Origin of the sequence: Streptomyces sp. G7(2002) (assembly GCF_028870195.1) — a bacterium.
Taxonomy (GTDB): domain Bacteria; phylum Actinomycetota; class Actinomycetes; order Streptomycetales; family Streptomycetaceae; genus Streptomyces; species Streptomyces nigrescens.
Window position 1 is genome coordinate 7427701 of the sequence record NZ_CP102609.1, and the last position, 14851, is coordinate 7442551.

Consider the following 14851-nt stretch of genomic DNA (forward strand, 5'->3'; position numbering starts at 1 on the left):
GCGTCGTGCCGGTGCGGTCATCACGGTGCGGTCATCCCGGCCCTCCGTACGTGCGTACGGCGTGCGTATCGGATGATCCGTCCAGGTCGATGCCCGTGGCAACGATGTGCGGCCGGACGGCTCAGCCCCGCGTGTCCGGAGAGAGCCGTCGGTGTACGGGCGCATGGGCGCGGACACACGGGCGCACGGGCGTGCCTCGGCTGCGAGTCCTCGCATCCGCATCGGACGCTGCGCCCGTATGGCGTCCGTCGGGCGTCCGGATCGTTGTGACAGCTCAGCGGCGGCGTCGTGGACGACGCGCGACCTATGGGCCGGGCGGGGGAGGAGCGGGGGAGCGGCATTCGAGGCGGCCGGAGGCGGCGGGGGATGGGCGGGGCGAGGCGGCTGGGGAGGGCGGCGAAGGGGCGGGTCGAGGCGGTCGAGGAGGGCGGGCGCTTGGCTGAATTCCGCCGCGACCGTGATCAATGGCCCGCCCGGCCGCCCCATGGTCGTCATCACGGCGACGGAGGACGCGAGGGTGACGGAGAGCGTGACGACGGCGGTGGCGACGTCGGTGACCACGGCTGCCGCGGCTACGGCGGCTACGGCGAGGATGACGGCCGCGACGGCTGCGGCGACCGGGACGGTCGGGATGACCGGGATGGTCGGCGTTCGTCGCGGGGGACTGGGAGCACCATCTGCCCGTGGAGACCGGGCCCCGCGAGTCGGTGATCCGCAAGACCCAGGACGACGGCTTCGAGGACGCCCCGCTCGGTGCCCTGCTCGACGACGCCGGGGTCAAGGCCCTGGCGCTCTGCGGGGTGCCCTCCGAGATGTGCGTCAGCGCGACCGCCCGTACGGCCCTGGCCTGCGACTTCCCTGTCGTTCTGCCGCACGACGCCCACGCCACCTACGACATCCCGGCGGCCCCCGGCATCAGCGAGCGGGTGCCCGCGGCGCTGTCCTCGCGGGCCGCGGAATGGGCCCTGAGCGACGAGATCGAAATCGTCGCCCGCCCAGGCCGCCGAGGTCACCTTCACCGCCCTCCGTCCCGGCCGGTGAACCGCCTCCCCTCCCGGCCGGTGAGCCGTCTCCGCCCCGGCCGGTGTGCCGTCTCCCCTCCCGCCTCCTGGTCGGTGAACCTGCTCCCAACCCGACCGGCGCATTGCTCCCGCCCCGAGCGATGAATCAGCACTCCGGGCGCGGTCTACCTCACCGACCACACAGGCCACACACCCGGAGGACGCCATGTCTGCCACCTCACCCGCCGCCCCCGCCCCTGCCGCCGTCCAGCCGGTGATCGTCACCCCCGACCTCGACCGGCTGCAGGCCTTCTACAGCGGGCTGGTCGGTGCCGAGGAGTTCACCCGGGTGCCCGAGGAGGGCCCGGCTTTCTTCGTCGGTCTGCGGATCGGTGGCTCGGAGCTGGGCATCGTGGTGGACCAGAACGTAGAAACCGGCACTCCCACCCGGATCCTGATCAGCATCGTCGTCCAGGACGTCGACGCCCTGCTCGACCGGGTCGGGCCGCTCGGCGGAACGGCGCGCGGCCCGGCCAACGACATGCCCTGGGGGCAGCGGGTCGCCCATATCCAGGACCCGGACGGCAACGCGGTCAACCTCACCCAGCCGCTCTGACCGGCACCGCACCCGGTCCGGACGGGACGGAACGGGACGGGACGGTAGCCGGGCTGTCCCGGCCGGCACGGTGCCCGCCGGGCCAGCCCGGCACGGTGCCCGCCGGGCCAGCCCGGCACGGTGCCCGCCGGTCCGGCCGGCCGGGTGCCCGCCGCCCCGGTACCCGCCCTGTCGGGTGCCCGCCGCCCCCGTCCCCCCCCAGACGCTCAGTTCTGGTTCCTCTCCAATGCGTTGATGTACGCGTCCATGAAGTGGTCCCGGACCCCGTCGGAGGCGGGCGCCAGTACATCGGCGGTGAGGCCCTGGGCGCGGTCGACCAGGCCGCTGATCAGCGGCATGGTGTGGTGGATGGCGCCCTGGGTGTCGATGTAGCGCAGGGCGGAGACATGGTGGAAGGCGGGCTCCGGGGGGAGCTGCGGCACGATGTCGTTGTTGTTGACGAAGCGGTACATGCGGTCGGAGAAGGCCGTGTTGAACTCCTTGGACAGCTGCCGGTCGCAGGTGCGTGGCTGGCCGAAGGTGTAGACGCCGTTGGCCGTCACATGCGGCTCCTCGAAATGCAGCCGCGCCCCGGCCAGCATCGCCAGCGCCCCGCCGAGGCTGTGGCCGGTGAACCACACCGTCTGGCGGTTGTCGCGGAAGGCGTCGACGGCGGCGCGGACCTGCGGCCAGACGGCCTCCAGCGCCTCACCGAAGCCGTAGTGGACATACCCCCTGCCGCCAGGACCGGGCCACGGCGGTGTGGTGGCGTCGGACAGCCAGTCGCGCAGTTTCACCGGCTCCGTTCCCCGGAAGCTGGTGATGATCATGCTGTGCCCGCCGAGGGTGTACGCCTGGGTGTCCTCCAGGGGGAACGGCGGGCGGAACGTGGTGTGGTGATGGCGCACCCGGTCGAAGCCCCATTGCCGGGCGGTGGCTTCGATGGTCTGCTCGTCCTTGTAGGCGAGTTCGGAGGCGCGTGCCATACAGAGCGCATGACGGACGCTGTAGCCGGTGGCTTTCTGGTCGATCGTGGCGCTGGTCAACGAGGGCTCCTCTGGCTGAGGTCGACGAGGGCTGCTGCGAGGGCCGAGCGCTGCGCATGAGGCATCTTCGGTCACAGAACGCTCGTGCTGACTACACAGCGTAATCCCCCGATCGGTGCCATGCGGTTGCCGCCCGTTCAAACCACTCGTTCGTGCCTCCGGTCGCACACACCGGGCCGCGGGGCGAGCCTGGAAGCGTTCAGCCCCCGGAGGAAAGGCCCCACAGTGAACAGCGCGGAACAGGCGTCACACACGGAACACGTATCGGCCGAGGTGATGGTGGAGCTGGAGAGCTGCGCGACGCAGGACGCGCACGCCGTCTTCAGTGCGCTGCGTACCTCCTTCAGCTCCGACCGGGCGGCGGACGATGTGCCCGAGGAGGTGGCCGGTGCGGGGTCGACCGTGTGGACCTCGACCTTCGACGTGAGTGAGCGCAAGGCCACCGCCGAGCCCCGTCGGCTGACCGCGCCCGTCATGGTCAGCCTCCAGGGCGGCTACTGGGCCGTCGACCAGCTGTGCAAGGGCCTGGAGCCCGCGTTCGCCGTGCACGTCCTCGGGACGGCCGCCGGCGACCAGGAAAAGGAAGTCGAGCTGCGGCTGGAGACCCGCTAGCGGGCCTCCAGCCGCCCCTGAGCGGCGGGGCCACCACGGCCACGGCGCACGGCGCATCAAACGGCCGCTCACGGCAGCCGCCTCGCGGCCCGGACCGGAAAGGCATGAGGGAGTGGAGTCCACCCAACATCCGGCGGACACCGGCGGTGCTCCGTCGGCGGACGGCCAGAGCTCCTCGCTGGTGCTGCACATCAACGGAGTGACGCAGACGCTGACCGTGGACCACCGGACCACGGTCCTCGACCTGCTCCGTGAACGCCTCGGTCTGACCGGCGCCAAGAAGGGCTGCGACCACGGCCAGTGCGGCGCGTGCACCGTGCTCGTCGACGGGCGGCGCGCCAACAGCTGTCTGCTGCCGGCCGTGGCACAGGACGGGCGGCAGATCACCACGGTCGAGGGCCTGGCAGAGGGGGAGCGGCTGCACCCCCTGCAGCAGGCCTTCCTGGAGCGGGACGCCCTGCAGTGCGGCTACTGCACCCCCGGCCAGATCTGTTCGGCCGTCGGGATGCTGGCCGAGACGGCCGACGGCTTCCCGTCCCATGTCACCCCGCCCACCGCGGACCCCGCGGCTCCGGTCGAGCTGACCGACGACGAGATCCGTGAGCGGATGAGCGGAAATCTGTGCCGCTGCGGCGCCTATCCGCGGATCGTCGAAGCGGTACGGGAGGCGGCGTCATGAAGCCGTTCGGGTATCTGCGGGCGACGAGCGTCGAGGAGGCCGTACGGGCCGCGGCCGGGCAGCCCGGCGCCCGCTTTCTCGGCGGGGGCACCAACCTCGTCGACCTGATGAAGCTGGGCGTGGAGACGCCGGAGCTGCTCATCGACGTCACCCGGCTGCCGCTCGACCGTATCGAGGAGCTGCCGGACGGCGGACTGCGGATCGGGGCGATGGTCCGCAACAGCGATCTCGCCGCTGCGGTCCCGGTCCGCGACCGCTACCCTGCCCTGTCGCAGGCGCTGCTGGCCGGCGCCTCGGGGCAGCTGCGGAACATCGCGACCACCGGCGGCAATCTGCTGCAGCGCACCCGCTGCCTGTACTTCCAGGACATCACCAAGCCCTGTAACAAGCGCGCCCCCGGCACCGGCTGCCCGGCCCGCGAGGGGGTACACCGCGATCTCGCCGTACTGGGCCACTCCGCGCACTGCGTCGCCACCCAGCCGTCGGACATGGCGGTGGCGCTGGCCGCCCTCGACGCCGAGGTCCATCTGCACGGCCCCGATGGCGAGCGCACCGTGCCGGTCACCGATTTCCACCGGCTGCCCGGCGACAGCCCGGAGCGGGACACCGAGATCCGGCCCGGCGAACTGATCACCGCAGTCCAGCTGCCGCCGCCGGCCCCGGGCGCACGCTCGCGCTACCGCAAGGCCCGCGACCGCGCCTCGTTCGCGTTCGCCCTGGTCTCCGTCGCCGCCGTACTGGAGGTGCGGGACGGCGCCGTACGACGGGCCGCCCTCGCCTTCGGCGGGCTCGCGCACCGGCCGTGGCGCGCCCGCGCGGCCGAAGAGGTGCTGCACGGGTCGCCCGCCACCGAGGACACCTTCGCCCGCGCCGCCGACGCCGAACTCGCCGCCGCCCGGCCGCTGCGCGACAACGGCTTCAAGGTCACGCTCGCCCGCAATCTGGCCGTCGGCGTGCTGGCCGCTCTGGCCGCCCCGGCCGACGACCACTGACGACCCCTCCCACGACAAGGACCACCGCCACCGCCGACCCGGCACCGGCCCCCGACCCAAGGACGCGCGTCATGAGCCCCGACTCGTTCCCGCCCGGCCCACCCCCGTACCCCGTGGGCGCCCCGCTCGTGCGCCGGGAAGGCCGGGAGAAGGTCACCGGCACCGCCCGATACGCGGCCGAACACACCCCGCCGGGCTGCGCCTACGCCTGGCCGGTGCCCGCGACCGTCGCCCGCGGCCGGGTCACCGCCGTGGACGTCGCGGCGGCACTCGCCCTGCCGGGGGTGTACGCGGTGCTGACGCACGAGAACGCGCCGCGCCTCGCGACCACCGACGACCCCACGCTGGCGGTGCTCCAGGACGACCGGGTGCCGCACCGGGGCTGGTATGTCGCCCTCGCCGTCGCCGACAGCCTCGAAGCCGCCCGCGCCGCCGCCAGGGCGGTCCGCGTCCGCTACGAAACCGCCGCACACGACGTACGGCTGACCGCCGGTCATCCGGGGCTGTACGACGCGGAGACCGCCAACGGCGGCTATCCGGGCACCCGCGAACGCGGCGACTTCGAGGGGGCGTTCGCCGCCGCGCCCGTCACCGTCGACGCCACATACACCGTGCCCCCGCTGCACAACCACCCCATGGAGCCCCATGCCTCCACCGCCTGGTGGAGCGACGGCCATCTGACCGTCCACGACTCCAGCCAGGGCGCCACCAAGGTCTGCGAGGACCTCGCCGCGCTGTTCCGGCTCGACCGGAGCGAGATCACCGTCCTCTCCGAGCATGTCGGCGGCGGCTTCGGCTCCAAGGGGACGCCCCGCCCCCAGGTCGTCCTGGCCACGATGGCCGCCCGCCACACCGGGCGCCCGGTCAAACTGTCCCTGCCGCGGAGGGAGATGCCGGCGGTCGTCGGTCATCGCGCACCCACGATCCAGCGGGTGCGCCTGGGCGCGGGCGACGACGGGGTCCTCACCGCCCTCGCTCACGAAGCCGCCACCCACACCTCCACCGTCACGGAGTTCGTCGAGCAGGCCGCGGTCCCGGGGCGCGTCATGTACGCCTCGCCGAACAGCCGCACCGTGCACCGTGTGGTCCCGCTCGACGTACCGACGCCCTCCTGGATGCGCGCACCGGGCGAGGCACCGGGGATGTACGCCCTGGAGTCGGCCGTCGACGAACTCGCCGTCCTCCTGGACATCGACCCCGTCGACCTGCGGATGCGCAATGAGCCGGACACCGAGCCGGACAGCGACCGCGCCTTCAGCAGCCGGCATCTGGTCGGCTGTCTGCGGGAGGGCGCGGAGCGCTTCGGCTGGCGGCCCCGGGACCCCCGGCCGGGGGTCCGGCGCGAGGGCGATCTGCTGCTGGGCACCGGTGTCGCCGCCGCCACCTACCCCGTCCTCATCGCCGCCTCCTCCGCCGAGGCGCACGCCGCCGCCGACGGCACCTACCGGATCCGGGTGAACGCCACCGACATCGGCACCGGCGCCCGCACCGTCCTCGCGCAGCTCGCCGCCGGTGTGCTGGCCGTGCCCGACGAGCGGATCCGCATCGAGATCGGCAGCAGCGATCTGCCGCCCGCCATGCTGGCCGGCGGTTCCGCGGGCACCGCCTCCTGGGGCTGGGCCGTCCACAAGGCCTGTACGGAGCTGCGGCACCGGCTGCGGGACCACGTCGGACCGCTCCCGGCCGACGGGCTGACGGCCGCCGTCGACACCCGCCAGGAGACGTCCGAGCGCTCCCCGTACGCCCGGCACTCCTTCGGCGCCACCTTTGCCGAGGTGCAGGTCGACACCGTCACCGGAGAGGTCCGGGCGCGGCGGATGCTGGGTGTCTATGCGGCCGGCCGCATCCTCAACTCCCGTACGGCGCGCTCCCAGTTCATCGGCGGGATGACCATGGGCCTGGGGATGGCGCTCACGGAGGGCAGCGGTCTGGACGCCGAGTTCGGCGACTTCGCCGAGTGCGATCTGGCCTCCTATCACGTTCCGGTCTGCGCCGACGTCCCGCTGATCGAGGCGCACTGGCTGGAGGAGGAGGATCCGCACCTCAACCCCATGGGCAGCAAGGGCATCGGGGAGATCGGCATCGTCGGCACCGCGGCGGCCCTCGCCAACGCCGTACGGCACGCCACCGGGGTCCGGCTGCGCGACCTCCCGCTCACCCCGGACAAGGTCCTGCCGCGGCTGCCGGACCGGCCGGGGTGAGCACCGTGCCGGAGGACTCCACTGACCCAAGATCTGTTGCGGAACCCGCCCGGCCGGGTCACCATGACAAATGACCCATACGTGATTAATGCTCACTCTTCGTGTTTCGGGGTTCGTTGGTCCAACGAGGTGAAGGGCGTGAGCCTCGCGGTGAGGAGCCACGACATGACACTTCCCGGCGACCGGCACTACACGGTCGAACTGCATGCTTCGGCGGAGCGTGTGCCGCAGATCCGGCGGATCCTGGCCGCGCACCTGCGGTACTGGGATCTTGAGCTGCATATCCCGCCCGTGTGCCGGGGAGTGGCGGAACTCCTGACCAACGTCCATCGCCATATCGGCCCGGACGCCCCGTGCGTCGTCGAACTCCGCTGGACCGGCCGGCACCTCACGGCCTCCGTCGCCGACCAGGGGCCACGCCTGCCGAAGCTGCTCAGCGCGGGCGGCGGGGGGCTCTCCAGAGTGGCGGCACTGAGCGACAGTTGGGGCACCTGCGGCACCCCGGACGGCAAGGTCATCTGGTTCACCCGCCGGGTCGAGGCGGCCCGCAAGTCGCCGCTGACCAGCCGCACCCCGCTGCGCAGCGTGCCCGATGCGAAGGGCCAGCCGGCGGTGCCTCCGGCCGTACCGGTCGAGCCGCTCGTCGAGCCCCTGCAGGAAGCCACCGGGACCGCTGCCGAGGCCACCCCGGCGGCGTCGAACGCGGTGTCGCTGGTCTGACCCGCCGTCAATGAAGGCGCGAGGCGCTGACGCCCACCCCCGTCACGCCTCGCCCACCGGCTGATATCTGTCGCGCCGGGCGCGGGGAAACCGGCAACGGGAGGCCGCCGCGGTTACGATCGCGGTATGGCAACGGTCAGGTCGGCCAACAGCAGCATGCGGAACCGCGGTTCAGCGGTTCCGTTTCGTGTGCTGTGGCTGGCCGCGTTGCTGATCAGTGTGCTGGTCGCCCATGGGGCGCGGGCGGAGAGCGCCGAAGGCCATCTGGTGAACGCCCTGCCGGTCGCGGCCTCCGCCGCCGCGGACTCCGGCGGCTGGCTCGCCTCCGGACACAGCGGTCACTCCGAGGGACCGGAGCACCCCGGGCACCACTCCGACGAGCTGTGTGTCGCGGGCCAGCCCCAGCAGGGTGCCGCCATGGCGCTGCCCTGCCCCACTCCCGCTGCGGGCTCCTCCTGGCATCCGCCGTCGCAGAGCCGGTCCAAGGCGTCCGAGAACGCTCGTGCCGCCCTCCCACCGTTGCGCAGCGCAACGGGATCCGTGGTGCAGCAGGTCTAGATTCCGGCCGATTCCGGATCACCCCCTGCCGATGCCGTCCGCCCGTGTGCATGCGTGTGTGCGTGTGCTGCTCCGGCGCGGCGGCAGTCCCACGGAGAACCTGTGCCGTTGCGCGTTCCGTTGTGCCGTCCGTTCCGTTTCCTCGTCCCTGGTGGCGCCTGCCTCCGTAGTGGCGCCCGATTCCTGAGCGGCGCCCGCTCACCGAGGCGCGCCCGCTTACGCCACCGCCGGCCGGCCGTCTTACTGCTCCTGGTCGCCGGACTGCTGTCCGTGGTGCTCCCGTGCGCCGACGGCGCGGACGGCCACCACGATGTGCCGGTGCCGGCGGCGGTCTCGTCGGGGCGGTCCGCCGCCATGGCCGCCGCGCCCGTCCAGGCGACCGCCGGGACGGACGGCGGGCACCACGACCCCGCGTGTGTGCCCGGCCCGTCCGGTCATCTCCCGCAGGGCCGGCCGGCCGCCGGTACGGAGGGCGCCGCGGTGCCCGCCGTCCTCGCGGGGGCCGTTCGCGTCGCGGCCGGCCGGCGCCCGGCCGCGGGGAGCGGGGCCGGTCACTACAGACCGGCACGCGGCGGCCGGTCCACTCTCGCCGCCCTCTGCCGGTGCCGGATATAGGAGCCCGCCGTCGCGCCCGGCCACCCCGGCCGGCGCGAGAGGAGCGCCCGTATATCCCCACCCACCGAACGAGAGCGAAAAATGCACTCTCTCCCCACGGCGGCCCGTTCCGTCTCTCCTGCTGCCCCCGCCTCCCCGACGCCGGGCCCGGCCCCCGCCTCCGGCATCCCCGGCCTGGTCGGCAACACCCCCGTCCTGCACATCTCCGAGCCGCTCACCCCGCCCGGCCGCGGCTTCTGGGCCAAGCTCGAAGGCCGCAACCCGGGCGGCATCAAGGACCGTCCCGGACTCCACATGGTCGAACGCGCCCGCGCCCGTGGTGAGTTGCAGCCCGGCGCCCGGATCATCGAATCCACCAGTGGCACCCTCGGGCTCGGCCTGGCGCTCGCCGGAATGGTCTACGGCCATCCCGTCAGCCTGGTCACCGACCCCGGCCTGGAGTCCTCGATGACCCGGCTGCTGACCGCGTACGGCGCCCAGGTCGAGCTCGTCCCCGAGCCGCACCCCAGCGGCGGCTGGCAGCAGGCCCGCCGTGACCGGGTGCGCGCACTGCTCGCCGCCCACCCCGGCGCGTGGTGCCCGGACCAGTACAACAACCCCGACAACACCACCGCCTATCTGCCGCTGGCCCTCGAACTCGCCTCCCAGCTGGGCCATATCGACGTCCTGGTGTGCAGTGTGGGCACCGGCGGGCACTCCGCCGGGGTGTCCCGGGTGCTGCGCCAGCTCTACCCGCAGCTGCGGCTCGTCGGCGTCGACACCATCGGCTCGACCATCTTCGGACAGCCCGCCCGTGCGCGGCTGATGCGCGGGCTGGGATCGAGCATCTACCCGCGCAATGTCGCCTACGACCAGTTCAGCGAGGTGCACTGGGTCGCACCCGCCGAAGCGGTCTGGGCCTGCCGCACGCTGGCGTCCTCGCACTACGCCACCGGCGGCTGGAGCGTCGGCGCGGTCGCCCTGGTCGCGGGCTGGCTGAGCCGGACCGAGCCGGCCGGCACCCGTATCGCGGCCGTCTTCCCCGACGGACCGCAGCGCTATCTGAGCACGGTCTACGACGACCAGTACTGCGCCGAACACGGCCTGCTCGACGCCCCGCCGGCGGACGGGCCGCAGACCCTGAGCCGGCTGGGGGAGCGGGAGGTCACCGTCTGGAGCCGGTGCGCGCAGGTCGTCGATCCGCTCGGCACGTCCGGTGTGGCGGGCCCGACCGGCGACGCGCCCGCCCACGCTGCGGGGGAGGACCGGTGACCGGCATGCTCACACAGTTCCGTTCCTACGAGCGCAGCGCCCGGCTGCTGATGGTCAATCAGTTCACCATCAACCTCGGCTTCTACATGCTGATGCCGTATCTGGCCGCGCATCTGTCCGGGACGCTCGGCCTGGCGGGCTGGCTGGTCGGACTGGTCCTGGGCGTCCGCAACTTCAGCCAGCAGGGGATGTTCCTGGTCGGCGGCGCGCTGGCCGACCGGTTCGGCTACAAGCCGCTGATCGTGGCCGGCTGTGTGCTGCGGACGCTCGGATTCGCGACGCTCGGGCTGGTGGACTCGCTGCCCGCGCTGCTGGCGGCGTCCGCGGCCACCGGACTGGCCGGTGCGCTGTTCAACCCGGCGGTCCGGGCCTATCTGGCCGCCGCGGCGGGCGACCGGAGGCTGGAGGCGTTTGCGCTGTTCAACGTCTTCTACCAGGCGGGCATCCTGCTCGGCCCGCTGGTGGGGATGGTGCTCACCGGCGTCAACTTCCAGGTCACCTGCCTGGTTTCGGCGGGGATCTTCGCGCTGCTGAGCATCGTGCAGATCCGTGCGCTGCCGGCCCGCGGGGACGAGACCGCTCCGGCCGGTGACGACCGGCGGGCGGGCCTGCCGTCCTCATGGCGCGGCGTGCTGGCCAACCGGCCGTTCCTGCTGTTCTCCGGAGCCATGATCGGCTCGTATGTGCTGTCGTTCCAGGTCTATCTGGCGCTGCCGCTGGAGGTACGGCGACTGGGCGGCGAGGGGGAGTTCGGCACCGCGGCGGTCGCCGGGCTGTTCGCGGTGTCCGGGCTGAGCACCATCCTTGGCCAGACCAGGGTGACGCGCTGGTGCAAGGCCCGGATGACCGCGGGCCGCGCGCTCGCCCGAGGTCTGCTGACCATGGGGCTGGCCTTCGTTCCGCTGCTGGCCGCCACGGCGCTGCCGGTGCCGGCCGAGGGCCCCGGCCGCTGGGCCCTCGCGGCCGTCCCGCCGGCGCTCTGTGCGCTGCTGCTCGCGCTCGGCACGATGATCACGTACCCGTTCGAGATGGACACCATCGTCCGGTTGTCAGGAAACCGCCTGGTGGCGACCCACTACGGGCTCTACAACACCATCTGCGGTATCGGCATCACCCTCGGCAATCTGCTCACCGGTGCCGCACTGGACGCCTCCCGGTCGGCCGGACTGCCCGCCCTGCCCTGGATCGCCCTGCCGGTCCTGGGCCTCGCCTGCAGTGCCGCCCTCTACGGACTGCACCGCACGGGCCGTCTGGCCCCGGTCGCCGGGCCGGCGGCGGCGATGGGCTGAGCGAGCCGGTGGCCACCCCGTCCACGAGGAGCGGGGTGGCCACCTCCCGACTGGCACCGGATCCGGGCTGCCGAGCCGGTCATCGGCGGCGGGCCGTCACCAGCCACGCCGCGCTGCCGAGCGTGACGCCGTCGGGGCCCTGGTGTTCGGCCAGCGCATCCCGCAACGCGGTTTCTGTCTTGGCCCGCGCTTCCGCACTCGCCTCGGCGAGCATCGCGCGCGAGGCCGGTATGCCGAGCTGGTAGGCCACCACGTCGTCCGGATCGGTCCCCATCCACATCGGCTCGTCGACGGCGCTGATCGTGATCTCGTCGAATCCCGCGCTGTCCAGCAGCTTCTCGATCCGGTCGGTGTCAACGAGGGAGAACGGGCCCGGGGCGCCCGGCGCCTCGAGCTCCGGAAGCTGTACATACGGGGCGATGGCGCCCATCGGCACGGTCAGATAGGGATTGTCCCGCACGCTCCGCCAGCACAGGAACGCCAACTGCCCGCCCGGACGCAGCGCTCGGGCGATATTTGCGAACGCCGCCTCCGGGTCGGCGAAGAACATCACCCCGAAACGGCTGATCGCGATATCGAAGGCGCCGTCCTCGAAGCGATGGACCTGTGCGTCCCCTCGCTCGAAGGTGACCTGCGGCAGTCCGGAGCCCGCGGCCTGCTTCCGGGCCTCGGCCAGCATCGGCGCCGACACATCGACGCCGAGCACCGCTCCCTCGGCCGCGGTCCGCGCCGCCTCCAGGCTCGTACCGCCGCTGCCGCATCCGATGTCCAACACCCGGCTGTCCGCCTGGATCCCGGCCGCCGCCATTAAGTGCGGAGTGAGCCGGCGATACCTCGCCTCCTGCCTTTCCCGGTGCTGGACCCAGTACCGTCCGTCGTCCCCGTTCCAGGCCCCGCCCTGTTCGGCGTTGTCCGCAGCGATCTCGTCGGGCAGCGGTGTCCCGCCGTCCCCGGCCACGCCCTGATCATTGCCCTGTCCCATTGCTCCCCCTTGTTCGAAATGCCCGCAGTTGGCTGTACGGCGTTCCCGACCAGGGAGTTCGTCGCCCGTACCCCGATGTGCCATATCTGCGACACCCCCCCCTTCCCTGGCGCTCGTTCCTCTTGGAACACTCTGCTGACCGTGGTTTCGCACCACTCCTCACACAACCGCACACCAGTACCGTCATTTCGCCAACTCCCCCACATCTGAAGAGGTTCCCCAGCCCATGCCTGAATTCAATCGCCGGCGTTTCCTCCAGATCGCCGGCGCCACCGCGGGCGCCTCGGCCCTGTCGAGCAGCATCGCCCGTGCCGCAGCCATCCCCGCCAAGCGACGCTCCGGATCCATCAAGGACGTCGAGCACATCGTCGTCCTGATGCAGGAGAACCGTTCCTTCGACCACTACTTCGGCTCGATGAAGGGCGTACGCGGCTTCGGTGACCCGCGCCCGCTCGTCCTCGAAAGCGGTAAGTCCGTCTGGCACCAGCCGGACGGCGACAAAGAGGTGCTGCCCTACCACCCGGAAGCCGAAGACCTCGGCATGCAGTTCATCGAGGGCCTCGACCACGAGTGGGCGGGCGGCCACAAGGCCTGGAACAACGGCAAGTACGACAACTGGATATCCGCGAAGACGGCCGGGACGATGGCCCACCTGACCCGCAAGGACATCCCGTTCCACTACGCGCTCGCCGACGCGTTCACCGTCTGCGACTCGTACCACTGCTCGTTCATGGGTGCCACCGACCCCAACCGCTACTACATGTACTCGGGCCACGTCGGCAACGACGGCTCGGGTGGCGGCCCGGTCCTCGACAACGCGGAGCTGGGGTACAGCTGGACGACGTACCCGGAGCGGCTGGAGAAGGCCGGGATCTCCTGGAAGATGTACCAGGACATCGGTGACGGCCTGGACGCGGACGGCAAGTGGGGCTGGATCGAGGACGCCTACCGCGGCAACTACGGCGACAACTCGCTGCTCTTCTTCAACCAGTACCGCAACGCCAAGCCCGGCGACCCGCTCTACGACAAGGCCCGCACCGGCACGAACGCCAAGAAGGGCGACGGCTACTTCGACCTGCTCAAGGCCGATGTGAAGGCCGACAAGCTCCCCCAGGTCTCCTGGATCGCCGCCCCCGAGGCCTTCACCGAACACCCCAACTGGCCCGCGAACTACGGTGCCTGGTACATCTCCCAGGTGCTGGACGCGCTCACCTCCAACCCCGAGGTGTGGAGCAAGACCGCCCTGTTCATCACCTATGACGAGAACGACGGCTACTTCGACCACGTCGCCCCGCCCTTCCCGCCGGCCTCCGCCGACCGGGGCAAGTCGACCGTGGACACCACGCTCGACCACTTCCCCGGCGACGCCAAGTTCGCGGCCGGCCCCTACGGCCTCGGCCAGCGTGTCCCGATGCTCGTGGTCTCCCCCTGGAGCACCGGCGGCTACGTCTGCTCGGAGGTCTTCGACCACACCTCCATCATCCGGTTCATGGAGCGCCGGTTCGGCGCGCACGAGCCGAACATCTCGCCCTGGCGGCGCGCCATCTGCGGCGACCTGACCTCCGCCTTCGACTTCGGCCTGGAGAACACCAAGCCGGCCTCGCTCCCCGCCACCGACGGCTACGAGCCGCCGGACAAGGAGCGTCACAAGGGCCTCGTGGCGAAGCCGCCCGCCAACCCCGTGCTGCCCAAGCAGGAGCCGGGCTCCCGCCCCGCCCGCCCGCTGCCGTACGCACCGCTCGTCGACGGGTCCGCGACCCCCTCCACCGGCCGCTTCACCCTCACCTTCAAGAGCGGCGACAAGGCCGGTGCCTGCTTCACCGTCACCGCCGGCAACCGCACCGACGGCCCCTGGTCGTACACCACGGAGGCCGGCAAGAAGATCTCCGACACCTGGAACACCTCCTACTCCAAGGACGTGTACGACCTGACGGTCCACGGCCCGAACGGCTTCCTGCGCACCTTCAAGGGCGCCGGCAAGAAGACCGGGCCCGAGGTGACCGCCCGCCATGACGCGACCGCCGGCCGCGTCGAGCTCACCCTGACCAACCCCGGCCGCACCGACTGCCATCTCACCGTCACCCAGGCCTACGGCGGGGCCAGCGAGACCTACCCGGTCCGTGCGGGCGCCACCGTCAAGAAGTCGTTCGACCTGCGCGCCAGCAAGCGCTGGTACGACCTGTCGGTCACCTCCGACACCGACGGCACCTTCCTGCGCCGGTTCGCCGGCCACGTGGAGACCGGCGAGGCGGGTGTGAGCGACCCGGCGATCATCACGGACTGAGCCCCCACGACGCTCCGTCCCTCACG

The 14851-nt window shown here is 72.0% G+C and carries 13 protein-coding genes and 1 pseudogene; 11 read left to right on the top strand and 3 right to left on the bottom strand.

The annotated features are described in order from the left end of the window. Positions 1-665: 665 nt before the first annotated feature. Both NUT86_RS31665 and NUT86_RS31670 read left to right on the top strand, forming a co-directional pair. A pseudogene (locus NUT86_RS31665) lies at positions 666-995 on the top strand (isochorismatase family protein); the annotation flags it as partial. A gap of 232 nt (positions 996-1227) precedes the next feature. Beyond that, complete coding sequence (locus NUT86_RS31670; protein WP_018088994.1) at positions 1228-1617, top strand: VOC family protein; 390 nt, start codon at positions 1228-1230, stop codon at positions 1615-1617. Between the two features lie 206 nt (positions 1618-1823). Here NUT86_RS31670 and NUT86_RS31675 read toward each other — a convergent pair whose 3' ends face one another. Next, on the bottom strand, positions 1824-2642 hold the full coding sequence (locus NUT86_RS31675) for a lipase family protein (protein WP_018088995.1): 819 nt from the start codon (positions 2640-2642) through the stop codon (positions 1824-1826). A gap of 225 nt (positions 2643-2867) precedes the next feature. Here NUT86_RS31675 and NUT86_RS31680 point away from each other — a divergent pair, with 225 nt between their 5' ends. From NUT86_RS31680 to NUT86_RS31705, 6 genes are all read left to right on the top strand, one after another. Next, on the top strand, positions 2868-3254 hold the full coding sequence (locus tag NUT86_RS31680) for a hypothetical protein (RefSeq protein ID WP_159485500.1): 387 nt from the start codon (positions 2868-2870) through the stop codon (positions 3252-3254). 178 nt (positions 3255-3432) lie between these two features. After that, a complete protein-coding gene (locus NUT86_RS31685) occupies positions 3433-3933 on the top strand; it encodes a (2Fe-2S)-binding protein (RefSeq protein ID WP_446750839.1) in 501 nt (166 codons plus the stop codon). Further along, the gene (locus NUT86_RS31690) at positions 3930-4925 is read left to right on the top strand and encodes an FAD binding domain-containing protein (RefSeq protein WP_018088998.1); all 996 of its coding nucleotides are present in this window, start codon (positions 3930-3932) and stop codon (positions 4923-4925) included. Before NUT86_RS31685 ends, NUT86_RS31690 begins: the two co-directional genes overlap by 4 nt. Before the next feature lie 71 nt (positions 4926-4996). Further along, on the top strand, positions 4997-7126 hold the full coding sequence (locus NUT86_RS31695) for a xanthine dehydrogenase family protein molybdopterin-binding subunit (RefSeq protein ID WP_274738702.1): 2130 nt from the start codon (positions 4997-4999) through the stop codon (positions 7124-7126). 165 nt (positions 7127-7291) lie between these two features. Then, positions 7292-7846, top strand: coding sequence for an ATP-binding protein (locus NUT86_RS31700; protein WP_274738704.1), 555 nt, complete (start codon positions 7292-7294; stop codon positions 7844-7846). Positions 7847-7972: 126 nt separating this feature from the next. After that, on the top strand, positions 7973-8404 hold the full coding sequence (locus NUT86_RS31705; RefSeq protein ID WP_148591844.1) for a hypothetical protein: 432 nt from the start codon (positions 7973-7975) through the stop codon (positions 8402-8404). Positions 8405-8644: 240 nt separating this feature from the next. On the opposite strand, the gene NUT86_RS31710 is transcribed toward NUT86_RS31705, so the two are convergent. Further along, complete coding sequence (locus tag NUT86_RS31710; protein WP_274738706.1) at positions 8645-8959, bottom strand: hypothetical protein; 315 nt, start codon at positions 8957-8959, stop codon at positions 8645-8647. 141 nt (positions 8960-9100) lie between these two features. Here NUT86_RS31710 and NUT86_RS31715 point away from each other — a divergent pair, with 141 nt between their 5' ends. Then, positions 9101-10270 carry a PLP-dependent cysteine synthase family protein gene (locus tag NUT86_RS31715; protein ID WP_159485492.1) on the top strand — a complete coding sequence of 390 codons (1170 nt, stop codon included), beginning with the start codon at positions 9101-9103 and terminating at the stop codon, positions 10268-10270. A 5-nt stretch (positions 10271-10275) separates the two neighbouring features. Beyond that, positions 10276-11559 (top strand): MFS transporter, encoded by a 1284-nt coding sequence (locus NUT86_RS31720; protein WP_037741294.1) that lies wholly within the window; start codon positions 10276-10278, stop codon positions 11557-11559. 79 nt (positions 11560-11638) lie between these two features. On the opposite strand, the gene NUT86_RS31725 is transcribed toward NUT86_RS31720, so the two are convergent. Next, a complete protein-coding gene (locus tag NUT86_RS31725; protein WP_274738708.1) occupies positions 11639-12541 on the bottom strand; it encodes a class I SAM-dependent methyltransferase in 903 nt (300 codons plus the stop codon). Positions 12542-12767: 226 nt separating this feature from the next. Between NUT86_RS31725 and NUT86_RS31730 the strand changes: the two genes are divergently transcribed. Continuing rightward, positions 12768-14825, top strand: a complete 2058-nt coding sequence (locus NUT86_RS31730) for a phosphocholine-specific phospholipase C (protein WP_274738710.1) — start codon at positions 12768-12770, stop codon at positions 14823-14825. Positions 14826-14851 lie beyond the last annotated feature (26 nt).

Coding starts and splice junctions, on each gene's coding strand:
- NUT86_RS31670 (WP_018088994.1), top strand. CDS start 1,228: ATGTCTGCCACCTCACCCGCCGCCCCCGCCCCTGCCGCCGTCCAGCCG.
- NUT86_RS31690 (WP_018088998.1), top strand. CDS start 3,930: ATGAAGCCGTTCGGGTATCTGCGGGCGACGAGCGTCGAGGAGGCCGTA.
- NUT86_RS31695 (WP_274738702.1), top strand. CDS start 4,997: ATGAGCCCCGACTCGTTCCCGCCCGGCCCACCCCCGTACCCCGTGGGC.
- NUT86_RS31700 (WP_274738704.1), top strand. CDS start 7,292: ATGACACTTCCCGGCGACCGGCACTACACGGTCGAACTGCATGCTTCG.
- NUT86_RS31705 (WP_148591844.1), top strand. CDS start 7,973: ATGGCAACGGTCAGGTCGGCCAACAGCAGCATGCGGAACCGCGGTTCA.
- NUT86_RS31715 (WP_159485492.1), top strand. CDS start 9,101: ATGCACTCTCTCCCCACGGCGGCCCGTTCCGTCTCTCCTGCTGCCCCC.
- NUT86_RS31720 (WP_037741294.1), top strand. CDS start 10,276: ATGCTCACACAGTTCCGTTCCTACGAGCGCAGCGCCCGGCTGCTGATG.
- NUT86_RS31725 (WP_274738708.1), bottom strand. CDS start 12,541: ATGGGACAGGGCAATGATCAGGGCGTGGCCGGGGACGGCGGGACACCG.
- NUT86_RS31730 (WP_274738710.1), top strand. CDS start 12,768: ATGCCTGAATTCAATCGCCGGCGTTTCCTCCAGATCGCCGGCGCCACC.